The 25295-nt window shown below is 51.0% G+C and carries 23 protein-coding genes, 1 tRNA gene and 1 pseudogene; 7 read left to right on the top strand and 18 right to left on the bottom strand.

All coding sequences use genetic code 11. From position 1 onward, the window contains the following. The 4 genes and pseudogenes from BLQ16_RS09685 to BLQ16_RS08200 form a co-directional block, all read left to right on the top strand. Window positions 1–225: pseudogene (locus BLQ16_RS09685) on the top strand (hypothetical protein); the annotation flags it as partial. Between the two features lie 10 nt (window positions 226–235). Continuing rightward, complete coding sequence (locus BLQ16_RS08210) at window positions 236–1771, top strand: YifB family Mg chelatase-like AAA ATPase (protein ID WP_091792255.1); 1536 nt, start codon at window positions 236–238, stop codon at window positions 1769–1771. A gap of 13 nt (window positions 1772–1784) precedes the next feature. Beyond that, entirely contained in the window at window positions 1785–2903 is a 1119-nt protein-coding gene (locus BLQ16_RS08205; RefSeq protein WP_091792254.1) for an aminopeptidase, read from the top strand. 3 nt (window positions 2904–2906) lie between these two features. Next, window positions 2907–3449, top strand: coding sequence for an isochorismatase family protein (locus BLQ16_RS08200; RefSeq protein WP_091792253.1), 543 nt, complete (start codon window positions 2907–2909; stop codon window positions 3447–3449). A 60-nt stretch (window positions 3450–3509) separates the two neighbouring features. On the opposite strand, the gene BLQ16_RS08195 is transcribed toward BLQ16_RS08200, so the two are convergent. Next, on the bottom strand, window positions 3510–4223 hold the full coding sequence (locus tag BLQ16_RS08195; RefSeq protein WP_159428055.1) for a zinc ribbon domain-containing protein: 714 nt from the start codon (window positions 4221–4223) through the stop codon (window positions 3510–3512). Between the two features lie 169 nt (window positions 4224–4392). On the opposite strand from BLQ16_RS08195, the gene BLQ16_RS08190 reads away from it, so the two are divergent. Genes BLQ16_RS08190 through BLQ16_RS08180 form a run of 3 tightly spaced genes read left to right on the top strand, consistent with a single transcriptional unit; the run spans window position 4393 to window position 8386 of the window. Continuing rightward, window positions 4393–6435 carry an HlyD family efflux transporter periplasmic adaptor subunit gene (locus BLQ16_RS08190; RefSeq protein WP_091792251.1) on the top strand — a complete coding sequence of 681 codons (2043 nt, stop codon included), beginning with the start codon at window positions 4393–4395 and terminating at the stop codon, window positions 6433–6435. Next, window positions 6432–7133, top strand: a complete 702-nt coding sequence (locus tag BLQ16_RS08185) for an ABC transporter ATP-binding protein (RefSeq protein ID WP_091792250.1) — start codon at window positions 6432–6434, stop codon at window positions 7131–7133. Before BLQ16_RS08190 ends, BLQ16_RS08185 begins: the two co-directional genes overlap by 4 nt. Further along, window positions 7130–8386 carry an ABC transporter permease gene (locus BLQ16_RS08180; protein WP_091792249.1) on the top strand — a complete coding sequence of 419 codons (1257 nt, stop codon included), beginning with the start codon at window positions 7130–7132 and terminating at the stop codon, window positions 8384–8386. The genes BLQ16_RS08185 and BLQ16_RS08180 overlap by 4 nt, the downstream gene beginning before the upstream one ends. Window positions 8387–8571: 185 nt before the next feature. Here BLQ16_RS08180 and codY read toward each other — a convergent pair whose 3' ends face one another. From codY to BLQ16_RS08095, 17 genes are all read right to left on the bottom strand, one after another. Further along, window positions 8572–9366, bottom strand: a complete 795-nt coding sequence (gene codY / locus BLQ16_RS08175) for a GTP-sensing pleiotropic transcriptional regulator CodY (RefSeq protein WP_091792248.1) — start codon at window positions 9364–9366, stop codon at window positions 8572–8574. A gap of 49 nt (window positions 9367–9415) precedes the next feature. Next, window positions 9416–10840 (bottom strand): ATP-dependent protease ATPase subunit HslU, encoded by a 1425-nt coding sequence (gene hslU / locus BLQ16_RS08170; RefSeq protein ID WP_091792247.1) that lies wholly within the window; start codon window positions 10838–10840, stop codon window positions 9416–9418. Then, window positions 10830–11390 carry an ATP-dependent protease subunit HslV gene (gene hslV, locus BLQ16_RS08165; protein WP_091792246.1) on the bottom strand — a complete coding sequence of 187 codons (561 nt, stop codon included), beginning with the start codon at window positions 11388–11390 and terminating at the stop codon, window positions 10830–10832. The genes hslU and hslV overlap by 11 nt, the downstream gene beginning before the upstream one ends. A 9-nt stretch (window positions 11391–11399) precedes the next feature. Then, window positions 11400–12305 (bottom strand): tyrosine recombinase, encoded by a 906-nt coding sequence (locus tag BLQ16_RS08160; protein WP_159428054.1) that lies wholly within the window; start codon window positions 12303–12305, stop codon window positions 11400–11402. Further along, on the bottom strand, window positions 12295–13614 hold the full coding sequence (gene trmFO, locus BLQ16_RS08155; protein WP_091792244.1) for an FADH(2)-oxidizing methylenetetrahydrofolate--tRNA-(uracil(54)-C(5))-methyltransferase TrmFO: 1320 nt from the start codon (window positions 13612–13614) through the stop codon (window positions 12295–12297). Before trmFO ends, BLQ16_RS08160 begins: the two co-directional genes overlap by 11 nt. Next, window positions 13607–15709 carry a type I DNA topoisomerase gene (gene topA, locus BLQ16_RS08150; protein WP_091792243.1) on the bottom strand — a complete coding sequence of 701 codons (2103 nt, stop codon included), beginning with the start codon at window positions 15707–15709 and terminating at the stop codon, window positions 13607–13609. The genes trmFO and topA overlap by 8 nt, the downstream gene beginning before the upstream one ends. A gap of 12 nt (window positions 15710–15721) precedes the next feature. Then, window positions 15722–16819: a DNA-processing protein DprA gene (gene dprA / locus BLQ16_RS08145; RefSeq protein WP_159428053.1), complete on the bottom strand. Its 1098-nt coding sequence runs from the start codon at window positions 16817–16819 to the stop codon at window positions 15722–15724. 100 nt (window positions 16820–16919) lie between these two features. Continuing rightward, window positions 16920–17555 carry an endonuclease III gene (gene nth, locus BLQ16_RS08140; protein WP_091792241.1) on the bottom strand — a complete coding sequence of 212 codons (636 nt, stop codon included), beginning with the start codon at window positions 17553–17555 and terminating at the stop codon, window positions 16920–16922. 60 nt (window positions 17556–17615) lie between these two features. After that, complete coding sequence (locus BLQ16_RS08135) at window positions 17616–18230, bottom strand: adaptor protein MecA (protein WP_091792240.1); 615 nt, start codon at window positions 18228–18230, stop codon at window positions 17616–17618. An 87-nt stretch (window positions 18231–18317) separates the two neighbouring features. Further along, a complete protein-coding gene (tsaD, locus tag BLQ16_RS08130; RefSeq protein ID WP_479724472.1) occupies window positions 18318–19358 on the bottom strand; it encodes a tRNA (adenosine(37)-N6)-threonylcarbamoyltransferase complex transferase subunit TsaD in 1041 nt (346 codons plus the stop codon). Further along, a complete protein-coding gene (gene rimI, locus BLQ16_RS08125) occupies window positions 19315–19776 on the bottom strand; it encodes a ribosomal protein S18-alanine N-acetyltransferase (protein ID WP_091792238.1) in 462 nt (153 codons plus the stop codon). Before rimI ends, tsaD begins: the two co-directional genes overlap by 44 nt. Next, a complete protein-coding gene (gene tsaB / locus BLQ16_RS08120) occupies window positions 19769–20485 on the bottom strand; it encodes a tRNA (adenosine(37)-N6)-threonylcarbamoyltransferase complex dimerization subunit type 1 TsaB (RefSeq protein WP_091792237.1) in 717 nt (238 codons plus the stop codon). Before tsaB ends, rimI begins: the two co-directional genes overlap by 8 nt. Then, window positions 20485–20925, bottom strand: a complete 441-nt coding sequence (tsaE, locus tag BLQ16_RS08115; protein ID WP_091792236.1) for a tRNA (adenosine(37)-N6)-threonylcarbamoyltransferase complex ATPase subunit type 1 TsaE — start codon at window positions 20923–20925, stop codon at window positions 20485–20487. Before tsaE ends, tsaB begins: the two co-directional genes overlap by 1 nt. A gap of 52 nt (window positions 20926–20977) precedes the next feature. Continuing rightward, window positions 20978–21049, bottom strand: a tRNA-Ile gene (locus tag BLQ16_RS08110). 56 nt (window positions 21050–21105) lie between these two features. Further along, window positions 21106–22239 (bottom strand): RNA polymerase sigma factor RpoD, encoded by a 1134-nt coding sequence (gene rpoD, locus BLQ16_RS08105; protein ID WP_091792235.1) that lies wholly within the window; start codon window positions 22237–22239, stop codon window positions 21106–21108. 3 nt (window positions 22240–22242) lie between these two features. Further along, a complete protein-coding gene (gene dnaG / locus BLQ16_RS08100) occupies window positions 22243–24054 on the bottom strand; it encodes a DNA primase (RefSeq protein ID WP_159428052.1) in 1812 nt (603 codons plus the stop codon). A 134-nt stretch (window positions 24055–24188) separates the two neighbouring features. Next, on the bottom strand, window positions 24189–25232 hold the full coding sequence (locus BLQ16_RS08095) for a deoxyguanosinetriphosphate triphosphohydrolase (protein WP_091792233.1): 1044 nt from the start codon (window positions 25230–25232) through the stop codon (window positions 24189–24191). Window positions 25233–25295: the final 63 nt, after the last annotated feature.

Raw genomic sequence — 25295 nt, 5'->3', positions numbered from 1 at the left:
GTGATTCGGCCGCTGATTTTCGTCAAGGAAGCGGACATTCGCCGGGCCGTCAAAAAATTAGACCTGCCGGTCATGCACAACGCCTGCCCGGCCGACGGTTTTACCCAGCGCAGCAAAGAAAAAGAGCTGATCTCAAGCCTATCAAAAGAAAACCCCGGCTTGCGGGACCGGATGATGCACGCAGTGACGGCCGGGTTATGGACAGACCACTTAACGATGCCATAGGAGGTGCTTCATGCTTGCCCAACTGAAAAGTGCTTGCCACACCGGTTTGGATGTATCTACGGTTTCGGTAGAAATTGATGCTGCCCGCGGCTTGCCTTCTTGGGACATTGTCGGCCTGCCGGATATTGCCGTTCGCGAAAGCAAAGAACGCGTTCATACTGCCTTAAAAAATGCCGGTTTTGATTTTCCACCGCGAAAAATCGTGGTCAATTTAGCGCCGGCCAACTTAAAAAAAGAAGGGCCTAGCTTTGACCTGCCGATTGCCATTGCCATTTTAATCGCTACAGAACAACTACCCCAAACTGCCGCAGATCATTTCATGCTCTTAGGCGAACTGGGGTTGGACGGCGCCTTGCACCGGGTCGATGGCATTTTGCCGGCCAGCTTAAAGGCCAAGGCAAGCGGACTAAATATGATTTTGCCGGCAGGCAACGCCAAAGAAGGCGCCTTAAGCGGCACCGCTGTTTATGGCTTTAGCCAGCTTCGGGAAGTAGTTGACTTTTTACGCGATCCGACCCTGCGCCAACCGGAACCCATGCCCGACATCGACGGCATTCTCAAAGCCGATCAAAAGGTTAAGTTTGACTTTAGCGACGTCAAAGGGCAAAGCGAAGCCAAACGTGCCCTTGAAATTGCAGCAGCCGGCGGTCACAACGTCCTGTTCATTGGCTCCCCCGGGGCCGGGAAGACCATGCTGGCCCGGGCTTTTCCGGGAATCTTACCGCCCCTCAGCCGCCAAGAAAGCCTGGACGCCAGCAAGCTGTATTCTGTAGCCGGCCTATTGAGCGATGACCGTTTTCTGGTCACAGACCGACCTTTTCGCAGCCCGCACCATAGCGCTTCTCAGGCCAGCTTAATCGGCGGTGGCCGGATCCCGCGACCGGGCGAAGTTTCCCTGGCCCACCACGGTGTCCTCTTTATGGACGAGCTGCCTGAGTACCGCCGAGAAGTGCTGGAAGGCCTGCGTCAACCGCTGGAAGATGGTGAAGTCACCGTTTCCCGCGTCAGCGCCCAGGTCACCTACCCTTGTGATTTTATTTTACTGGCAGCGATGAATCCCTGCCCCTGCGGTTATTTAAACGATCCCCACCACAATTGCACCTGTACTTCTGCCCAGGTGTCCCGCTATCGCCAGCGCATTTCCGGCCCCCTCTTAGACCGCTTTGACCTACAAGTGGAGCTCTCCCCCATTGCTTTTACCGAATTATACGATAAAAAGGCCGGAGAATCGTCTGCCCTTATTCGCGACCGCGTCATTGCCGCCCGCAGCATTCAATTGGAACGCTTTAGCAACCGGCCTGTTTTTGCCAACGGCAGCATGACCCACCAGGACATTCGGCAATTCTGCGCCTTGGGCGCTGAACCCAAGGCCCTCTTGCGCCAGGCCTTTGACCGCTTAGGCTTGTCCGCCAGAGCCCATGACCGCATATTAAAACTGGCCCGAACCATTGCCGACTTAGATGGCGGCAGCGCCATTGCCACCCGACACATTGCCGAAGCCATCCAGTACCGGACCTTGGACAAGCGCCAATGGCATATCAGTTAAGGAGTGTGAACCGATGGATCCTAGAATTCGTCAATTGGCAAAAAATCTAACCGCCTATTCCGTAGCGTTACAAAAAAACGACAACGTCCTTTTGGATATTTCCGGCCATGACGCCCTTCCCCTGGCCGAAGCCCTCTTGGAAGAAAGCTACGCCAGAGGCGCCAACCCCTACCTGCACTTGTCCGAACCCCGGCTGACACGTGCTTATTTAACCGGCGCCGCAGAAGAACAAATGCGTCAACTGGCTGAATTTGAATTGACTCGAATGAAAAAAATGGATGCCTATATTGCCGTGCGCGCCGGCGATAATTCTGCTGAACTGGCCGATGTTGACCAAGAGCAGCTGGCCCGCTATGCCAAGGCCATGAGCCCTGTCCTGCGCGACCGGGTTGACCGTTCACGTTGGGTCATTTTACGCTATCCAAACGGCGCCATGGCCCAGTCCGCCAATATGAGCAGCGCTGCCTTTGAAGATTTTTATTTCAAGGTCTGCAACTTAGATTACGGCAAATTAAGCCAGGCCATGGACGCCTTGGTTGACCGGATGAACGCCACGGATGACGTTCACCTGCTTGCACCGGGCACCGACCTGCATTTTTCAATTAAGGGCATTAACGCCGTTAAATGTGCCGGCGAATGCAACATTCCCGACGGTGAAGTCTACACCGCCCCGGTTAAAGACAGCGCCAACGGCGTGATTCGCTACAATGTCCCCTCCCGCTATCGGGGCACCACCTTTGAGAATGTGAGCCTCACCTTTAAAGACGGCCGCATCATCGATGCCCAGGGCAATCATCCAGACCGCCTCGCCGCCATTTTTGATACAGATGAAGGAGCCCGTTATCTGGGCGAATTTGCCCTTGGCTGCAACCCCTTTATTTTAAACCCGATGAGCGACATTCTTTTTGACGAAAAAATAGCCGGCAGCATCCACTTAACCCCAGGCGCCGCCTATGAAGATGCCTTCAACGGCAATAAGAGCGACGTCCACTGGGACCTGGTGCTGATCATGCGGCCTGAATGGGGCGGCGGCGAGATTTATTTTGATGGCGAGTGCATCCGCCGTGACGGTTTATTTTTACCAGAAGATTTACAAGCCTTGAACCCTGACGCTTTTATTGAAAAGGAGTAATTTATGCGATTTTTTCCTGAATCGACCCTTGCCTATGCCATCGACTATCAAGATCGTCTGCTACCTGCTATGTCTAATACAGATGCCTTGCTAGAGCGTGCGCGAATTTTTGCCGAAGGCCTGGCAGCCCTTCAAGTCCCCCTTGCCGTTACCCGCCAGTACCCGAAAGGCCTAGGCGATACAACCGCTGTGCTGAAAGAGGTCTTCGCCGATGCCCCGGTCTACGATAAGCGCAGCTACAGCATTTATGACGTCGATGACCTGCGCCGCGATTTAAAAACCAAGGACCCGACCACCGTCTTGCTTTTCGGCATTGAAACCCATATTTGTGTCGCCCAAAGCGCCATTGACATGACCGCTGCCGGTTACCAGGTGTTCTTAGTCGTTGACGCCTGCTCAAGCCGTTTTGAACAGGACCATCTCATCGGCTTGAAGCGGATGGCCCATGAAGGCATCGGTCTGACGACTGTTGAAGCGGCCCTTTTCGAACTTTGCCGGACCTCAGAGCACCCACACTTTAAGACCATTTCTAATCTAATCAAATAAAATAAGCAAGCCTGTCGAAACGAAGCTGTTTCGACAGGCTTGCTTATTTTATAAGGTATCTTACTGAGCCACCGGAGCCCCGTTCTCCACTGCCAGCGCGGTCGCGGTGCCGGCAACAGGGGCCGGACCGGTTTGGCCGGCATCCCAAGGCTTGGCCAGAAAGAGCCCGAAAATAACGCCGATGACAATGCCTAAAAGGACAATTCCGGCATAAAGGCTACGATAATTCCCGCCACTTTTCTCCTTTTTTTTCACTGCAGGAATATCCTTAAAACGCTTCACTTTCTTTGAAGCCTTCGCCGGTTTGTCAGATGCGGTTACCTTGCCCGTTTGCTGATGATCGCCATAGCCCAATTGGCCCGTCACCCGCTGGAAAAGTGATTGCTTCTCCGTTGATGGACTGGCCGGCTCTGCCACCGGCGCTTGAAGGTCCTCTGCTTCCTGGTGAGACCGAACGTTTTGCTGGGCATCTTGCCAACGCCGGCTTAACCGTTGGGCGGCTTTAGCGCTGGATTCACGCTCATAATAAGTGTTGCGCGGCCGTTCAAAGGTCGAATGCCTCGGGGCCTCGGCCTCCTGCACCGATGGCTCGTCCACTGGCATCGTTTGGTCTAAGGCCGCCAAGGTCTCCGCCGGGTCGTATAAACGCGTATGATCAAAGTCATTATCGGAATCATCCCAGGGCTCAGGCTCGGGTTGGGGAACCTTTGTGCCACACTGGGAGCAAAAGAGGTCTTCCGATGACAATTTCTTACCACAATGATTACAGTACAAAATATCACCTTCATTAAAATTACAAACTCTATACCGTATCATTCTACCACAATGGCGCATGAATGAATAGGGCTGATTGCAGCATTAAAGCAATTCTCTTACGATTGACGTTGTATTGTCCATATGATACAATAAGTGCAAATATTTTAACGTGAAAGGAAAGGCTACAATGAAAAATCCGTTTTCCAAAAAAACCCCGACTGTAAGCAATGAACCGGCCACTGCAAAGCCCAAGCGGTTTTCGCGAAAGCAGCAGTTAATTGCCACCGGGGTTATCGTTGCCCTTCTCATCAGCGGCATCGCCTATGCCGCTCTCTACCAGGGAAGGGATGAAGCCATTGCCGCCGATCGGATAACCGACCTGACCCCTTCCCACTTTTCAACGACCGTTTCCGCTACCGGCGAAGTGTTGGCCGATAAAGATGTAGACATTTACACCACACAGACCGCGCCAATTGAAGAAATCTTTGTCGAAGAGGGCGAAAAGGTCGAGCAGGGGCAGGTCCTGGCCAAGCTGGACGACAAAAAATTGCGGCAGCAAATTCGCCAACGGGAAGCGGCTGCCGGCGTCAGCGCCCGCAGTGCCGCCGCCCAGGTTAGTGCCGCCCGCAACCGGTACAATGCCGCAGCCAGAGCCCTACAAAACGGAACAAACGGCGCCATCGTCTCAGCAGGTAGCGCCCTGGCTTCTGCCAAATACGCTTGGGATGCCGCCGAAAAGACCTATCGCGATATGAAACGGTCCATTGATGAAGGCTATAACCCGGAACTGACCAATGAAGCTTCCGGAAAAATCAGCAATAAGCAAGCCGTGGACAATGCCAAACAGCGCCTGCAGCAAGCCAAAGCCCAGCTCAGCGAGGCCAGAAATAAATACAATGAGGCGGTCAACGATACCGCCCGCTACGACAAGGAGCGGCAACGCCTGCGCACGGAACGGGACAATGCCCAAACCAGCCTATCCCAGCAGCAGCGGGAAATTTCTAGCTATACGGTGACCCAAAAAGTTCTAACCGGAAAAGACGATAACGGTAAGCCTACTTATGAACTACAAGAGGTCCCGGCCCAATTGCCGGCCGGTGATTCGCGCTACAGGGCTTTAGACGCTCTGAACGAAGACTTATCACGAACCCAGTCTGCCCTCTCCGATGCCGAATCCAAGTACGCCGCCGCCGATGCCAACAAGTCTACCTGGGAACAGCAAATCACCAGCCGGGAAGACGCCGTTGCCCAGGCGCAACTGGCCTATGACCAGGCCATCGAAAACGATGCCCAGCAAGCAGACTTGCGCCATAAATCCGCCAAGGTGCGCGCGGACAACCTTTCCACCGCCCGCCTGCAAGCAGATACGGCCAAAAGTGCCTACGAGCAAGCCCAAAAAAGCTTGGCAGCCGCCCAAGCCGCTGCCAATGATGAAATTCAAACCTTTGAGGACAACATCGCCACCACCGCTGCAGCCGGCGACGACACTGCGACCCGCGTTGAATTGGCCTCCCTTTACGAAGACCTCCAGGACATGACCATTCGCGCCCCAATGGCAGGAACCATCTCCAAAATATACGCCAAAGCCGGCAGCCTGCCCAGCGGCCCCCTCTTTAAAGTTGAAAACTTGAACAGCCTGGTGATCAAATCCGAATTAAAAGAGTTTGACCTGCGCACCGTCCGCGTTGGCCAATCGGTCAAGATCAAGGCCGATGCCACCGGTGATAAAACCTACCATGGGCGCGTGGTCTCTATTGCCAACACAGCAACCCAAAGCGCCGCCAGCGCCATTCCTTCTGCCGACGGCGCAGCCCCCTCTGTCGGGAGCGACACCAATCCCACCTTCACTGCTAAAATTGTCATCGAAAATCCGCCGAAAGAATTGCTCGCCGGCATGAAAACACGCTTATCCATTGTTACCGCTGAAGATCAAGGCGTTTACGCCGTCCCCTTCGGCGCCATCATGGAAACTGGCGATAAAAAATCCGTCATGGCCCTTATCCCCGTCAAAGGAAAAAAAGGCGTCTATGAAGCTAAAAAAATCACCGTGAAAACGGAGCTGGAAAACGACATTAACGTGGTTATTTCAAGCAAAGAATTAAAAGACCACCTGAAAATCTTAAACGATCCGGAAGGCATTGAGGAAGGGGCTCGCGTGAGCATCAGCGATAAGCTCCACAGCGATACGCCGGACGATGATTCTGAGGTTACTGGGAGCGGTGCAGCATGAGTGAGCAGCCTTTAATCCGAATGCAGGGCATTCGCAAAAGCTACTACATCGGTGAACCGAACGAGCTGGAAATTTTACACGGCATTGATTTAACCGTTGATGAGGGCCAGTTTGTTTCTATCGTCGGTCAGTCCGGTTCCGGCAAATCCACCTTGATGAACATTATCGGCGCACTGGACCGGCCGACCGCCGGCAGCTACACCTTAAACGGGTTGAACATCGCTCAAGCGCACGATGCTGAACTTTCCGGCATTCGCAACCGTTTAATTGGTTTTGTCTTTCAAACCTTTAACCTTCTGGGCCGGTCTTCCGCCTTGCGTAACGTTGAATTGCCCATGCTCTACGCCGGCATTCCTGCCAAAGAACGACGCGACCGGGCCGAATACCTGTTAGAGCTGGTGGATATGAAAGAGCGAATCCGCCATCAGCCCAACGAACTTTCCGGCGGTCAAAAGCAAAGGGTCGCCATCGCACGCGCCATGGCCAACGACCCGGCCATTATTTTGGCCGATGAACCGACCGGCGCCCTGGACACCGCCACCGGCAATATGGTGATGGATATTTTTCATCGGCTGCACGTTGACTCAGGCAAGACGATCCTGCTCATCACCCATAACCCAGACCTGGCCGCCCAAACCGAGCGCCAGTTGCTTATGCAGGACGGCCATCTTTTTGAAGGGGAGGCGGTCAACCAATGAACATCACCGAAAACATCCGCCTGGCTTTAGAAAGCCTGCGCGCCAATAAGGTCCGCTCCCTCCTCACCATGCTGGGCATCATCATCGGCATTTCATCGGTCATCGGCATTTTGACCATCGGCAATGCCATGGCCGCCAGCATCAGTAATTCCCTGTCCAGCTTAGGCACCCAAAACGTCTACCTCTACGTGATCAGCCGAGAAGATGACTATTCCCGCCAGCCATCTGACCGTGACCTGATTACAACAGATATGCTGGAGGCCATGCAAAGTCGCTTTGGCGACCGCATTGCAAGTTACAGCCTGGAAAAATCTGCCGGCATGGGTGAAGTGCGACAGGGTTACCACAAGGCCAAGCTGACTTTGAACGGCGTCAGTCAAGGCTCTTCTGCAACAAATAACATCAAATTGTTGGCCGGTCGTTTTATTCGCGAAGGCGACGTCCGCAGCGCCCGCAATACAGCGGTCATTTCCGATAAAATGGCCAAAGACCTTTTCGGCGATGACATGAAAAAAGCCCTGGGAAAAGATTTGGAAGTCCGCAGCCCATCCGGGATGAATAGTTTTACCGTCATCGGAATTTATAAGCACAACACCGACCCGATGACCGCCTCCATGGCAGGGCAAAACCCCAACAGTACAACAACGCCATGCTATATTCCCGTTTCCACAGCAGAACGGATGACCAACGACAGTTCGCAAGCTTATCCCCAAGTTATCGTTAGCGCGGCCGAAACAGAAAATATCCTTAATTTCACCAAGGAACTGGAATCCTTTATGAATCGCTTTTATGCCAACAACACTAACTTTAAGATCATGAGCCAAAGCGTTGAACAAGCAGCCAATGAACTTAATTCTGTTTTAAGCAGCGTTAAACTGGCCATATCCGTCATTGCCGGGATTTCCTTACTCGTTGGTGGCATCGGCGTCATGAATATCATGCTTGTTTCTGTTACCGAACGAACCCGAGAAATTGGGGTGCGAAAGGCCTTAGGTGCAACCAATTTTGACATTCGCATCCAATTTATTGTCGAAAGCATGATTGTTTGCCTGATTGGGGGCATCATCGGCATCCTCTTCGGCGGTCTCTTCGGCTTCCTAGGCAGCCTCGCCTTAAAAGCTGCCACCGGACCGAGCCTATTCTCCATTATCATTGCCACCGGCTTTTCCATGCTGATTGGCGTTTTCTTTGGCTATTATCCGGCCAACAAAGCCGCCCAGCTTGACCCTATTGACGCCTTACGCTACGAATAAAAGATTATAAAAGGGCTTCCTGCTATCAGCATTCTGATTCAGGAAGCCCTTTTTTACTTGTTACATTTTCTCCCTCATGAAAAGTTTCTTTCCAAAAAATAAGGCGAATGGCCCCCTTGTGCAGGGTGGCCATTCGCCTTGTTTTAATCATCTGATAAAGGTTAACAAAAGAACTCGCTTTACGTCTAACGCTTACTGGTCCTCTTGGCAATGCCGTCCAATAGAAATTCATTCAGCACCCGAATATAAGTCCCTTTCATCCCCAGAGACTTGGACTCAATGACGCCGGCGCTTTCAAATTTGCGCAAGGCATTGACAATCACAGACCGGGTAATGCCGACGCGGTCGGCAATTTTAGAGGCCACCAAGAGCCCTTCTTCACCGTTTAATTCATTGAAAATATGTTCAATGGCTTCCATTTCGGAATAGCTCAAGGTATCCAAAGCAATCTGCACGGCTGCCTTCTCACGACTTTTCGCCTCATCGCGCTCAACCTTGCTGCGCATGATTTCAATACCGACAATGGTGGCCCCATATTCTGCCAAGACCAGGTCTTCATCGGTAAAATTCACTTTAAACTTGGCCAGAAGCAAGGTGCCTTGACGGCGTTTCCCAGCAATAATTGGAATAACCGTTGTGATTTTACCACCGAAATCACAATTTTTTTCGCTAAAGAAGCAACGGTCACCGGTATTCGGTACATTGGCTTGGGTGGTTTCAGTATTGATCAAGTCATCATTGTAATGGGCCGGCATGCGTTTGTCTTTCAGGATGATTTGCTCCATCAGAGAGCAATTAAAATCGTCCATGAAGTGATGCCCCAAAAGGGAGCCACGTTCCCCTAAAATATAGGTATTGCACTCAATCATATCCGATAAAATGTCCGCGATGTTATTAAAATCAATGTAGGTGCTGTCATTTTCTGAGCCTTCTTGCAACAATTTGTTCAGTCTCCGAGTTTTTTCCAGTAAATCAGACATAAAGCCCTCCTTTAACAAAAGTTAATGCGACAGAGATATTTATTAGGGTTTAAATTAAATATTTGGTTAGGTCATTTTCTTTTAACGCATGTGGCAAGGCGGCGCGGACATAGGCTTGATCAATCACACATTCATGCTGCGTGTCACCGGCCTTGTATAATTCATCGGTTAGCAAGTCTTCCATGACGGTGACCAGGCGCCTGGCCCCTAAATCTTGTTCCGTTTCATTTAGAACGTAGGCAAGGTGCGCAATTTCGGCGATGCCATCATCGGTAAAGGTTAAGGTACAATCTTCCGTTTCCAACAATTGACGGTACTGTTCAATTAAAGAATAGTCCGTAAGGGTTAGAATTTTAATAAAATCTTTTTCTGTTAAGCTGGATAAGCGAACTTTTACAGGAAAACGTCCTAAAAGTTCCGGAATCAAGTCTTCCGGTTTGGCCACATGAAAGGCACCTGCTGCAATAAAGAGCACATGGTCTGTACGCAGATTACCGTATTTCGTCTTAACCACAGAGCCTTCTACAATAGGCAAAATATCGCGCTGAACCCCTTCACGAGAAATATCCGGACCACTGCCGGCACCTTGGGCATTGGCAATTTTGTCCAGCTCATCAATAAAGACAATTCCGTGATTTTCAGCCAAGTCAATGGCTTCCTCTGCAACGGCATCTTCATCAATAAGGTTTTCCGCTTCCTGCTCTGTTAAAATACGGCGCGCTTCAGCAATGGTCATCCGTCTTTTTTTCTTTTTGCCAGGCATCATTTTTTTCATCAGGTCATTCATATTGTCCATGACCTGGTCCATGCCGGATTGGGCCATGAGATCATTGCTGACCGGTTTTTCTTCAATCTCCACTTCGACAACTTCATCTTCCAGTTCCATCCGCTTTAATTTTTCACGAAAGATGGTTCTTTTGTCGTTGCGCTCATTGACTTCATCAATATTATCGGTTAACAGAGGGTTCTCCTCTTCCGCGCTGCCGCCGAAGAAAAGCTCCAAAGGATTGCTCCCGCCGCTAGCCCGTTGACGTAAGGTTTTTTTCGGTACCAGGATATCCAGTAACTTGTCATTGGCCAAGCGTTGCGCTTCATCTTTTACGTCTTCCATGCGTTTTAAGCGCACGGTTCTGACTGCAGCTTCGGCCAAGTCACGAATCATCGATTCAACATCACGGCCTACATAGCCGACTTCTGTAAATTTTGTCGCTTCCACTTTGACAAACGGCGTCCCTAATATTTTGGACAACCGCCGCACAATTTCGGTTTTACCCACGCCGGTTGGCCCCATCATAATGATATTAGACGGCGCCACTTCTTCCTGCCACTCTTTCGTCAAACGGCTGCGGCGATACCGGTTGCGTACAGCGATGGCCACGCTTTTCTTGGCCTCATTTTGCCCAATAATATGGCGGTCCAGATAAGCCACCATTTCTTTCGGTAGGAGACTGGGCACACGGCTATCAGTTGGCATCGGCGCCCTCCTTTTCAATGCTTTCTACAACAATGTTATGGTTGGTGTAAACGCAAATATCTGCAGCAATTTCAAGCGCCTTGCGCGCAATATCCGGCGCTGGAAGGTTTGTATTACCTTTTAAGGCCTTAGCTGCCGCCAGGGCAAAATTGCCACCGCTGCCGATGGCACAAACGCCATCTTCCGGCAAAATCACTTCACCGCCACCGCTGACAATCAGGAGTTCATCGCGGTCTGCCAAAATCAACAAGGCTTCCAGTTGACGGGTCATTTGGTCCGTCCGCCATTCTTTGGCCAGGGCCACTGCAGCCCGTACCAAATGGCCTCCGCAAGCTTCCAAATGCTGCTCAAATTTATCAAATAGGGTAAAGGCATCAGCCACGGACCCGGCAAAGCCGGCCAGCACCTGGTCCCGATAGAGTCGGCGCACTTTTCGTGCAGTACCTTTCATGATGGTGGTTTCCCCCATCGTGACTTGTCCGTCTCCGGCCAAAGCAACGCCGGCGTCTGTTTTGACGGCAACGATGGTTGTCGCATGAAATTGGGTCATTCTGTCATCTCATTTCTTATGTGCGCGAGGATGTGCCTGCAGGTATACGTCGCGTAAACGCGTTGCAGAAATCTTCGTATAAATCTGTGTTGTCGAAAGGCTCTCATGCCCTAAAAGTTCTTGAATCAACCGCAAATCGGCGCCATGGTCCAGCAGGTGGGTGGCAAAGCTGTGCCGAAAAGCATGGGGCGACACATGAAAGGTCAGGGCGCCTTTTTTAATGTATTCATCGGTTAAATAACCGACGCCGCGCCTGGTCAATCGCCTGCCAAGGTGGTTTAAAAATAAGGCTTCTTCCTCTGTATCCGTCAACAACTGCGGACGGCCTTTGTCAAGGTAGGCCATCACCGCTGCAAAGGCTTTGCGGCCCAAGGGCACCATGCGCTCTTTACGCCCCTTGCCCATGATTTTCAGGACCGGATAATCGGCAGCTCGGAGAACATCGCTGAGGTTTAAGGCTATCAATTCAGACACCCGCAAACCGGAGGCGTATAAGCATTCAAAGATGGCCGCATCGCGCAAGCCCAAAGGCGTCTGTTGCAAGTCCAAGCGATTTAAAAAGAGGCTCAGGTCTTTTTCAGGAATAGCGACCGGAAGATGCTTATCCTGCTTGGGACCGGTCAAGTCTTGCCATGGATTGTCAACAAGAAGCCCCTGGCCTGCCATATAACGATACCAGCTGCGAATGGCGGAGAGCTTCCGGGCCACAGTCGATTTTGCATAATCTTTTGTCCCTAATTCATAAAGGTACAAGCGAGCATCGGTATAGCTAACCCTTTCAAGGCTAAGCCCTTCTTGCTGAAGCCATGCCAAGTATTGTTCGAGATCCCGACGGTAGGCCTCCACTGTATTGGGAGACAAACGTCTGGTAAAGGCCAACTCGTCTAAAAAATGGGTCAATTGTTCAGCTGACAAGATTGTGCTCCTGTAAAAAAGTCTGTAAATCCGTCAATGCCCGTTCGGCATATTTCCCGCCGCGTTCTTTTTTATTGCGCACCCGTTTGGCCAAGGGGGGCAAGAGTCCAAAATTGATGTTCATTGGCTGGAAATTTTGTCCGTTTCCGCTGGTGATATAGGCCAATAAGGCTCCAATGGCAGTGGTTGCGGGAAAGGCTAAGGGGGCTTGCTCCAAGGCCAACCGCGCTGCGTTAATGCCCGCTACCAAGCCACCGGCAGTCGACTCAATATAGCCTTCCACCCCGGTCATCTGTCCGGCAAAGAGCAGGGACGGACGGGCTTTGAGCTGCCCAGTAGGCAGTAAGACCTGGGGCGAATTCATATAGGTGTTGCGGTGCATCACACCATAGCGAACAATTTCCGCATCGCGCAAGGCAGGAATTCTTTTTAGCAAGTCCTCTTGAGCCCCCCAGCGCATGCGCGTTTGAAAACCGACAATATTCATCAATTGTCCCTGCGCATCGTCATGCCGCAACTGCACCACGGCATAGGGCGTTTCACCGGTTGCCGGGTCAACCAGCCCGACCGGTTTCATCGGTCCAAACCGCAGCGTATCTCGGCCACGGGCTGCCATGGTTTCGATGGGCATACAGCCTTCAAAAAAAACTTCGTCTTCAAAATCTTTCGTTTCTGCCCAAGGTGCCTCTAACAGCGCCCGATAAAAATTGGCGTAAGTTGCTTCATCCATAGGGCAATTCAAATAATCTTCTGCCTGTCCCTTGTCATACCTGGATTGCCAAAAGGCATCTTCCATATGAATGGATTCTTTGCTAACGATAGGGGCCGCAGCATCGTAAAAGTATAATTGTTCAGCGCCGGTTAAGTCTTTCAAAGACGCTGAAAGGGCATCGGAGGTCAGAGGCCCTGAAGCCACAAGGGTGATGCCGTCTTCGGGAATCTCCCGTATTTCTTCACGCTGAAGGGTAATCAAAGGGTGTGTTTCAATCGCCTCGGTAATGGCCCTTTGAAAGCCCACCCGGTCCACCGCCAAAGCACCGCCGGCGCCGATGGCGTGAGCATCCGCCAGGCGCATGATAAGCGAACCAGCCCTGCGCAATTCTTCTTTTAACAGGCCGGCTGCATGGCCGAGGTCTTTTGCCCGCAGTGAGTTGGAACAAACCAATTCACCCAAATCACCGCTGTGATGTGCCGGTGTCATGGTCATCGGCCGCATTTCATACAAGGTCACGCCGATGCCGCGTTCAGCCAGTTGCCAGGCTGCTTCAGAACCGGCCAAACCGCCGCCGATAACCCTTACTTTATGCATCGTCAGCCTCTTTCTCTAATTTATAGTTACAGTCTTTGTTGCTGCACACAATGCGATGCGTACGCCGTGTGTTTTTTTCTACTAAGTAGCCGTCCTGACATTCGGGACATGGTTCACCTGTCGGTTTATCCCAACTGACAAAATCGCAATCCGGATAACGGCTGCACCCGTAAAAGATGCGCCCCTTCTTACTGCGGCGCTTCACCACATCTCCCTGGCCGCACTTGGGGCAAGTCACGCCGATTTTTTCCAATAAGGGCCTCGTATTGCGACAATCGGGAAAGCCTGAGCAAGCTAAAAATTTTCCATAGCGCCCCATTTTAATGACAAAGGGCTTACCACATTTTTCACAAATGATATCTGTTACTTCGTCTTCTATTTTAACATCGCCGATGTTTTCTTCCGCTTTTTCCAAGTGGGGCTCAAAAGCCTGCCAAAAGGTCCGGATTACGTCTTTCCAATACCGGTCCCCTTTTTCCACATCGTCCAACTCAGACTCTAATTCAGCGGTAAAATCAACGTTAATGGTATCGCCGAAATGAGTGACCAAGAGGTCATTGACCAATTCACCGGCTTCTGTCGGATAGAATTGCTTATTTTCCCGGACCACATAATTGCGGCCGGTGATCGTTTCAATAATCGCCACATACGTTGACGGGCGCCCAATGCCTAACTCTTCCATTGTTTTGATCAGAGAGGCTTCATTATAACGTGCCGGGGGCTGGGTGAAGTGCTGTTTCGGCTCATGTTTTTCTAGGGTCACCGAATCCCCTTCGTTGAGTTCGGGCAAGAGGTCATCATCTTTTTTATCTTTATTGAGGTCCTGCTCCACTTTTAAGTAACCGTCGAAGAGAATCACGCTGCCCGATGCCCCGAACGTATATGGCCCACTTTGAATAGATGCGGATGTTTGTTGCACTTCCGCCGCAGCCATTTGGCTGGCCATAAACCGCGTCCATATTAAGTGGTATAGCTTATATTGTTCATTGGTCAAGTAGGGCTTTATCTCTTTTGGCGACCGCAAGGCTGAGGTCGGTCGGATGGCTTCATGAGCATCTTGAACGTTCCCGCCAGCTTTCACAGCGCGGGGGCTACCGCCCAGATACTGTTTGCCATAGGAGGATTCAATCAACCCGCGCGCCTCATCTCGTGCAGCGTCCGAGATGCGAACCGAGTCGGTACGCATATAGGTAATCAGCCCGACTGAGCCGGTCTTGCCCAGGGCTACCCCTTCATACAAGCCTTGAGCAATGCGCATGGTCTTACGGGCAGTATAATTGAGCCGGCGCGATGCTTCCTGTTGCAATGAACTGGTTGTAAACGGGCGTGGCGGATTTTTTTTGCGTTTGCTGCGCTTTACCTGCTGCACCTCATAGGTGGCCTGGTCCAAATCATTGAGAATGGCTTGCATGGCTTCTTCGTTGGCCACTTCCGCCTTTTTGCCCTTTATTTTGGCCAGTTTGGCAGAGAAAGAATCGCCTTTCACGGTTTTAAACTGAGAGGTCAAAGACCAGTACTCTACCGGCTCAAAATTATTGATTTCCTCTTCCCGCTCACAGATGAGTCGCAAGGCCACAGATTGAACGCGCCCTGCCGAAAAGCCTTTTTTCACCTTTCGCCACAACAAGGGGGAGAGCTTATAGCCAACAATACGGTCCACCACCCGACGCGCTTGTTGGGCATCCACCAGATCCATATCAATGGTCCGCGGTTCATGAACCGCTTCCTGAACTGCATCTTTGGTAATTTCATTAAAAGTAATCCGGCATTTATCCCCGTCATCCAAGCCCAATTGATGCGATAAGTGCCAGGCAATGGCTTCACCTTCACGGTCAGGGTCACTGGCAAGGTATATTTTATTGGCTTTTTTGGCCGCTTTTTTTAAATCGGCAATGATTGGCCCCTTACCACGAATGGTGATGTATTTCGGAGTAAAGTCATTATCTATATCAACGCCAAGTTGGCTTTTTGGTAAATCTCTCACGTGACCCATGGAAGCAACGACTTGATAATGGCCGCGTCCAAGAAATTTTTCAATGGTCTTCGCCTTAGCCGGAGATTCCACAATCACTAAGTTTTTCGCTCGTTTTGCCATTTACACACCTACCTACATTGATCTTTTTTTATATTGACGGCCCGGTAATTCATCGACAAGGCCTTCTATCATAAGAAGGCTTAATGTAGCTGTCAATTCTTCAACAGGCATCTCTAATTCCTCTAGCAAGTATTCCAAAGAAACCGGCACCGCACTGAGCGCCCCCATAATGGGCGCCGCTTGCGGATGATTCGCCGCCGGCGCTTTGGCCTTGTCTTCCTCATCAAATAAGCTGCGCTGACCGTATTCTTCTAAGATATCATTCGCATCACAAACCATCTTGGCCCCATCTTTGATTAACCTCAGGCACCCTTCTGATTGAGGGCTGGTAATCATTCCGGGAACAGCAAAAACATCACGACCGTTATCCAAGGCCAGATTAGCGGTGATTAAAGCACCGCTTTTGGCGGCCGCTTCTACTACAACCAAGCCTTCACATAAACCGGCAATGATGCGATTGCGACGTGGAAAATGATGCGGTTTCGGTTCTGCCCCTAAGGGAAAAGAAGTGATAATGGCGCCTGTTTGATGGGCAGCCACGCGTTTATATAAGGGAAGATTTTCTCGCGGATAAACCCGATCAATGCCCGTTCCCAACACACCAATCGTTCCGCCGCCGCCTTCTAAAGCGCCTTCATGCGCCTTGGCATCAATTCCCCTGGCCAGCCCACTAACCACCACGCAATTTTCAATGGACAATTCGGCCGCCAATCGTTCGGCCACTTCTTTTCCGTAGTAAGTGGCTTTGCGGCTGCCGACCATGGCCAAATGGAGTTTTTCAGGCGCCAATCGCCCGCGGCAATATAAAAGAGCCGGCGGATCATAGAGACCCTCCAGCGCAACCGGATATTCGGCATCGCCGCGGAAGATCAATTGAATGTCGCGCTCCTGAAGCCATTGCGCGCGCAAGGATAAGTCCGCTTTTTGCCGAATGGTAAAGTATTTTTCCCATATTTGGGCCGGTATATCCGGGTAGTGTTCTTTGAAAAAGGAGAGTGGTGCCTGCCAGACGGTTTCAGCCGGCCACTGGTCCCGCAGATCTGCGACCGTCTGACTCCGATATTCACCTAAAGCTTGATGGACAACCGTCCAAACACTCCTATCGTACACGGCCACCCCTCCTTTTTTACCTATTAAAATTGTAACACTTGAAGAAAAAATTGTATATAGCTAAGGTGGACACTTTTCTAAATAGTCAAATTTTTACTTTTTATTGATAATCCGCCCGTTCCGGCCAAGGGCAGAGCTCGCCAACAGGACACTTTCCGCAAAGGGGGGTTCGAGCTTTACAGGGCCCTCTACCATGCCAGATGAACCAATGGTGACTGTCACACCAGAGTGATGGCGGCAGGCTTGCCGTCACCTGTTGTTCAACGCCGACAACCGTTTTATGATGGGCAAAACCCAAGCGGTTGGTCACCCGAAAGACGTGCGTGTCAACTGCAAATGCCGGTTCATGAAAGGCGTTGCAGAGGACAACATTTGCTGTTTTTCGGCCAACGCCGGCCAGCTTTTCCAGCTTTGTTCGGTCGGCAGGCACTTGGCCTTGGTGTTCGGACACCAGCATATGACAGGTTTTCAGGATATTTTTGCTCTTTGAGCGATATAAGCCGATGCTGGCAATTTCTTTAGCCAGCGCTTCTTCCGTCAACTGCAAAAAATCAGTCGGACCGGGATATTTTTGAAACAGGGTTTCCGTCACCATATTGACCCGCACATCGGTTGATTGTGCCGATAAAATCGTAGCAATCAACAACTCAAATGGATTCTTAAATCGCAAACCTGAACCGATATCGCCGTATTCTTCTTTTAGTATTTCTAAAACAGCCCATTCGCGCTCCGTCATAAAATCTCCTTTATCAAAAATAAAAGCTGCACCACACTCTTAGAGGCGGTGCAGCGCAGTTTAAACAGTGGCCAATTTTTGAATCGCCTGCTCAGGGATAATCAGCCGGGTATGCTCAGATAAATAGGCGCGCGAAAATCGGGTCCTATTGCCGTACTCTAAGAGGTGGCCCAAAACGCTGCCGTCTAAAGCCCCCATATCCCCGAACAGCAAATAATAAACGCCATCCTTGCCCTGGTAGACTTGGCTGTCTGCGGAATAAAAGCCATCCAGCAGGTGAGCCGTTTCGATCACATGCTCCAAGCTCTCAAATTCGTATATCGTCACGAGATCATCCTCAATTGCATTGATATACCGGTCTAAATTTTGATGCCCAGCTTCTTCAGATGATGCCGCCGGCGCATCCATTTCAAGGGCCGAGTCCAAATCAGAAACTTTAGTGATGGTCATAATCATGCTTTCCCCGGAAATCGGATAAGCTTCAACCATCAACTGGCTGTCTTGGCGCACCTCAAAGCCGCAATCTTTATTGGCTTTTTCCAAGATCTCCTGAAACAGTTCTTGGGCTTGAGGATTATAAGGGGCCAAATCCCATTTTTTTAGAGCCCGCAAATTCAAGTCTTCCTGGCTAATAATAATTTGCAGCTTATCGTCGCTTAAACGTTTAAATTTCATTACGGACACCTCCAAGGAGACTGTCAAGTTTGATTATCCCTAGTATATCTGCGAAAAATTACTTGTCAAGACATTTTATGCCTTATTTCAAACCTCTTCTCGGCGCGCAAAGGGCAATTGCGCCTGAGCATTCAATCTCAAGTCGCTGGTTTCGCCGCGAAGCGCCTGATAATACGCCGCCGTGCCAATCATGGCGGCATTGTCCGTACAATAGGACAGAGGCGGGCAATAAAAGGTCATCCCCCTGGCCGCGCAACCACTTGCCAAGGCCTCGCGTAAAGCGCTGTTGGCAGCTACACCGCCGGCCAAGAGCAGGGTCTGAATCTGCTCCTTTTCTGCTGCGGCAAAGGTTTTGTCACAAAGGGCATCGACCACAGCCGCTTGAAAGGAAGCGGCCACATCGGCAACATTGATGGTCTTCCCCTTCATTTTTTCTTGGTTCAAATAATTCAACACCGCGCTCTTTAAGCCACTAAAACTAAAATCATAGGGGTTATCCAAATGGGCACGAGGAAAGGCAATGGCCTCTGGGTTCCCCTGGCGCGCTAAGCGATCAATCTCCGGCCCACCCGGATAGGGCAAGCCCAGGGCCCGCGCCACCTTGTCGAAGGCCTCACCGGCCGCATCATCTTTGGTCTGCCCCAGGGTCATATAATCCCCATGTTCCTGTATTTTTAAAATATTGGTATGGCCACCGCTGACCACCAAGCATAGGGCCGGCAGCTGAATATCCGGATTGGCCAAAAAATTGGCATAAATATGCCCTTCAATATGATGTATACCCAAAAGCGGTTTTTTTATTGCATAGGCCAAGGCTTTTGCCGTTGAGACGCCAACCAGGAGGGCCCCTACCAAGCCGGGTCCGTAGGTCACGGCAACGGCGTCAAGCGCCTGAAAAGACAGCCCTGCCTCTTCCATAGCTGCATCTATCAAGGCATTGATGTAGGTTATATGTTGGCGAGAAGCCACTTCCGGTACAACTCCCCCAAACTTCTGGTGAATCCGAATCTGGCTGCTGACCACATTGGCTAAAATGTCCTTACCGTCACGAACGACAGCTACCGCCGTTTCATCACAGGACGACTCAACGGCTAATATCGTCATACTCATCTTGCATCTCCCGTTCATAGATATAGGCGTCCACATCGCCGTAATATTTTTTCCGCACAGACCGGCGTACAAAACCATTTTTTTCATACAAGCCAACCGCAGCAGCATTTGTTGCAGCCACTTCCAAAAAAAATTTCAGAACGCCTTGCTGATAAAGCTGCGCCATACCAGCTTTCAGCAAGGCCTCACCATAACCGTTTTGCCTGTAGTCCGGCAAAACGGCCAAGCGCCACAACTCGCCCTCATCCAATACATACTGAAAAAGAACATAACCAACGGGCTGGTCCCCATCATAGGCGGCCAGCGCCAAATGGCTGTCTTCTGCCGCTAAGGCTGGGCCAAGACTGGCAGACCCCCATGGCTGGACAAAGGTTTGCGCCTCTATTTCTGCCAAAACCGGTCCGTCCTGGTCAGTGCAAATGCGTAGGTCAATCATACAGGCACTCGCCTGGATGAGATTTTTCCCAGTTTAAGACGGCCTCTGATTGTCGCAGATAATACGGTTCAACCGTCAAATAGCTCTTGCCCTTACCCACCTTTAGATCTGCTTCGGCCAGTTCCGCCAAAACGCCGGCACGAACATACCGGTTTAGTCCTTGGGCAAACAAGGGCTTTCCGGTCCATTGAGCGGTAATTGCTTCCGCATAAACATCGACGCCGTCCCCGCAAAAAAGAACATTCGGCGCTTCAAATAAGCCTGCCAGCAATTCACTTAAGGCAACTGCTTGCGGTTGCGATTGGCGATAGATGCGGTCGCCGTCAGCCTTGTAGACACAGGTATAAACTTCCTTCCGGCGGGCATTTAAAATTGGGCAAATGATGCCCATGTGGGGAACCTGGCCGGCCGCTAAAACATCCAGCGTGGTCTTAACGACAATGGGCACCTGCAGCCCTTGGGCCAAGCCCTTTGCCGTTGCCAATCCGATCCGCAGCCCGGTAAAGGAGCCCGGCCCACAGGTGGCTGCAAGGCCTTCGATTTCCGCAATATCAATACCACTCAGGGTCAAGGCCCGGTCAACCATAGGCATCAACTGTTCCGAGTGGGTCAAACCGGTGTTGAGGGTGACTTCCGCGCAAATTTTCCCAGCGGCCAAAACCGCCACAGATGCTGTATTAACAGCCGCGTCCAGCGCCAAAATTCGCATCACTTGTCCCTCCTTTGCAAAATATCCGCATGGCCCTGTACCTGGTAAGTCAGCTCACGCCCTGCACCGCAATAGCTTAGGGTCAGGATTAGGGCGTCTTCCGGCAAGTAGCCTTCCAAGCGCTCCGGCCATTCAACCACCGTCACCCCGTCTCCTTCAAAGAGCTCAGGAAGGCCCAAATTTTCAGCCTCTGCCGGATCTTCTAGCCGATAAGCGTCAATATGATATAGGGGCAGACGCCCGCTGTGATATTCTGAAATAATAACAAACGTAGGGCTAGTGACCTCTTCTATGACACCTAAGCCCTTAGCCAAGCCCTGGGTCCAGGTGGTTTTCCCGGCGCCCAGGTCACCCTTGAGCAAGATAACATCGCCGGGCCGCAAAACTGCGGCCAAATCTTGTGCCACTGCGCGCATTTCAGATGGATTGGATAATTGCATAAATGCCTCCTATAAAAAAGAGGTGTTTCAGTAAACTGAAACACCCTTATCATGGGCCCACCTGGCATCGAACCAGGGACCGCCCGGTTATGAGCCGGATGCTCTGCCGCTGAGCTATAGGCCCGTATTACGGGGACTGGCCCCGCAAATGCAATAAAAATTATAACAAGTCTAAAGATACTAGTCAAGGTAATCCTTTAACTTACGGCTACGACTGGGATGCCGTAGTTTGCGCAAGGCTTTGGCCTCAATTTGGCGAATACGCTCACGGGTCACGCCAAATTCCTGGCCCACTTCTTCTAAGGTGCGCGAACGGCCATCGTTCAAACCAAAACGCAGCCGCAGAACTTTTTCTTCACGTGGTGTTAAGGTTTCCAGAACTTCTTCCAGCTGCTCTTTAAGCAATATATAACTGGCAGCTTCATCAGGGGCCTGCGCCTCTTCATCTTCTATGAAATCACCCAGGTGGCTATCTTCTTCTTCACCGATTGGGGTTTCAAGGGAAACCGGTTCCTGAGCCACTTTTTGAATTTCACGAACGCGTTCAGGCGTTAATTCCATAATTTTCCCGATTTGTTCCGGCGTGGGATCTGTCCCCAACTCTTGCAGCAATTGGCGCGATACCCGCACCAGCTTATTGATGGTTTCAACCATGTGCACCGGAATGCGAATGGTCCGTGCCTGGTCAGCAATGGCCCGAGTGATGGCCTGACGAATCCACCAAGTGGCATAGGTGCTAAACTTAAAGCCCTTGGTGTAGTCAAATTTTTCAACGGCCTTTAAAAGCCCCAGATTTCCCTCCTGGATCAGGTCCAAAAAGAGCATCCCGCGCCCGACATACCGCTTGGCAATGCTGACCACCAACCGCAAATTTGCTTCCGCCAGTTCATTTTTAGCGGTCACATCACCATCCTGCATGCGTTTGGCCAGTTCAACCTCTTCTTCAGCCCGCAACAAGGGAACCCGGCCTATTTCTTTTAAATACATCCGTACCGGGTCATCAATACCCACATCATCCGGAACGCTTAAATCAATCTCAACTTCCTTGGATTCTTTCTCTTCGTCTTCAAGGGCAGCTGCGTCCGGCTCTTCATCCGGATGCTCCATCTCCTCGCCATCTTTAAGATCCACGCCAAATTGATTAAGCTGTTCAAAGAGCATGTCCATTTCTTCCGTAGACAGCTCCATCTTTTCTAAAGCGTCTCCGATTTCCTCGTAAGTGAGTTCACCTTTTTTCTGACCGAGCGCCAAAAGTTTGGAAATCGCATCACTTATTTTATCGGTATTTTTGCGTTCCTTTTTTACATCCGGCATAAACTAGGTCTCCCTTCTCGGCCCATCTTCCAATAATTTTTTCTCAATCAGCAACGCCTCCAGCTGATCCAATATTTCACGCGTACAGTCATCGTCCCCATCCGGACAACGGTTTAATGCCTGCAGCCCCCTTGCATATTGTGCTTCCAAGTCAGCTAATCTCTGCTCTGTCAGCAATTGATTAAAGTGTCGGTCTTTTTTCTCCGACGGGATATGTGCCTCAAGATAGGCCAAGGCATTCGCCAAGCCTTCGGAAAACCGGGCGTCAAGAGCGCCGACCGACACTTGTCCGTATTTTTCATATCCTGCTCTCAATGTTTGATATAAACTTTTTGCGTCATTATCAAACAAAGAAGCATCTCCACAAGAAGCCACAGATGAAAAATTTTTCGGATTATCCACCAAATAAGCCAAAAGCAGCCATTCACGACCTGTGATAACCGGTTTAGGCAGTTCATCTGGCAGCGCCTCTTCCGGTTCAGAAGGCCGCCGACGTTGATACCGATGGCTATAGCGGTACTCTTCTTTCACCACTTGCTCGGATAAGTCTAAAAAGTCTGCAATGATGCGAAAAGCGTGGTCTTTTTCTGCCGGCGTCCGATAGTGGTCCACAGTTGGCAAAATTTCCGCCAATAGATGCATCTGCACTTCAATACGCGATAAATCGGCCTGGTCCGCCAAGGCCTGCAAGCGGAAGGACAAGCCTTCCGGCGCCGTTTCCACAAGGGCTTCAAAGGCTGCCTTCCCTTGCGCCGCTAAAAATTCATCCGGATCCTGACCCTTTGGAAAACGCAGCACGCGAACCCGTCCGCCAAGTGTTTCAATCCGCTCAATGCTTTTTAGGGTGGCACGAATGCCCGCTGCATCGCCGTCAAAGGCGGTTACGAACTGATAGGTGTACCTCAGCAGCCGCTTGATTTGCGCATCGGTCAGCGCTGTGCCTAAGGGAGCCACCGCATTGTCAATGCCGTTTTGATGGCAGGCCAGGACATCCATATAGCCTTCCACCACCACAACCCGGTCCTTATCCCGGATGGCATCTTTCGCCAGATACAGCCCATATAATTCTGAGCCCTTATGGTAGAGGGAAGTTTCTGGAGAATTCAGGTACTTTTGAGGCGCCGCATCTTTTTCCAAAATGCGCCCGCCAAAAGCGACAACGTGACCCTGGGCATTGCGAATTGGAAAGATCAACCGATCGCGAAAGCGGTCATACAAGTTTCCTGTTTTCGCGCTGCGCCCGCTTAAGCCGAGCTGGATCAACTCATCGGCGCTGACCCCCTGACGCTGTAGCGCACGGGTCATATGGTCCCAGCCGGGCAAGCAAGCGCCCAATTCAAACCGCTCCTCAATGGCCCCTTGAACGCCGCGGCCTGTTAAATAATCGCGGATGACCGGCGACCGGCCATCGGCCAAAACCGACCGATAGAAGCGACAGGCTTTTTCATTGACTTCTTCCAAACGTTTGCGTTGGCGCAAGGCCGCTTTCTTTTCCGGACTCATGTCAGGCTCCGGAACCGCGACACCGGTTTCCTTGGCCAAGCGTCGCACCGCCTGTGGAAAACTAAGGTGCTCCATTTCCATCAAGAATTTGAAGGCATTCCCCCCGGCCCCACATCCGAAGCAATGAAAAATCCGTTTTTGGGGGGACACCGAAAAAGAAGGCGTCTTTTCATTATGAAAGGGACAAAGGCCCGTAAAATTGGCACCGCTGCGTTTTAAGGATACATAACGAGAAATAAGCGCCACAATATCAACGCGCTCACTGACTTCATCAATGATTTCCTGGGGAATCAGTCCCCGATTCTCCGACACGATGAGTCCCCCTCTCGGTTTTTGCCGTGAAAAAATCTCCGCAGGACAGGCCTCCGGAGAAGTTATCCACTTCACCTTTATCATTGGTAAAGTATTATTTTAGCATACATTTTAGGTTTTCACAACTGTTTCCGCTAGAGGCCGATAAAAGAACGCGGCAAGGTCAGATCCTTGAAAAGCGCAATGCAAAAATTATCCGTCATACCGGAAATATAATCGGCCACCCCTTGCTCCCGGCCATCCAAGGCCGCCAGCTGCTGGTAAAAGGTGGGCATCTTTTCCGGATGCTTCATATAATAGGAGAAGAGAAAATCCACCACAAAGCTGGCCCTCTCCCTTTCTTTTTGGCAAACGTCACCGGTATAGACCGCCTTGAACAAAAAAGCCCGCAGCCCGGTAAGCGCCCGATGAACAGGCTCACTGAATGAAAGCTTTGGCAATCCGCCATCCGGCCTAAAATCCAAGTGTAAGCCCTCTTGGACCAGGTCTTCCACTAGGGTAGTCAGCCGTTCCGACAGGCTGTGCCCCAATACATTGGTATAGGCGTCAGGCAGGTCGGCCTCGCTTAACAAGCCTGCCCGGACGGTATCGTCAATATCGTGTTGCACATAGGCAATTTTATCCGCAAAACGGATAATTTGCCCTTCCAGAGTCATCGCCTCTCCGGCAGCTGAAAAGCCACTGTGGTGCAGCACCCCGTCTAAAACTTCCTGAGTAAGGTTTAGACCCCGGCGGTCACCGTGTGCCTCTATGCGTTTTAAAACGCGCAGGCTGTTTTCATTGTGCTTAAAGCCTGTTTTTATGCGGCGGTTTAAAACTTCCTCCCCGCAATGGGCAAACGGCGTATGACCAACATCATGGGCCAGCGCAATGGCTTCAATGAGGTCCAGGTTCAAATTTAAAGCCCGACCGATGGTTTTAGCGATTTGATTCACTTCCAGCGTATGGGTCAGCCGCGTGCGGTAATGATCGCTTCCCGGAGAAATAAAGACTTGGGTTTTATGCTTTAACCGTCGAAAGGCTTTGGAGTGAATAACCCGATCCCGGTCCCGCATATACGCCGTGCGAATTGGATCTTCCGCCTCCGGCCGTTCACGCCCTAGGCTGTCTGCTGCACAAGCCGCCAAAGGCGACAAATTTTCCTTTTCCTGAAAAAGAATGTTTTCTCGTATGTTCATGGGTCACCTTCTTTCCAAGGACAATACCAAAACGCAACTGTGACGGAAATCACAGTTGCGTTC

Origin of the sequence: Peptococcus niger (genome assembly GCF_900101835.1) — a bacterium.
Lineage (GTDB): Bacteria > Bacillota > Peptococcia > Peptococcales > Peptococcaceae > Peptococcus > Peptococcus niger.
Note: the sequence above shows the minus strand (reverse complement) of the source record. Positions and strands in the feature narration are given on the sequence as shown.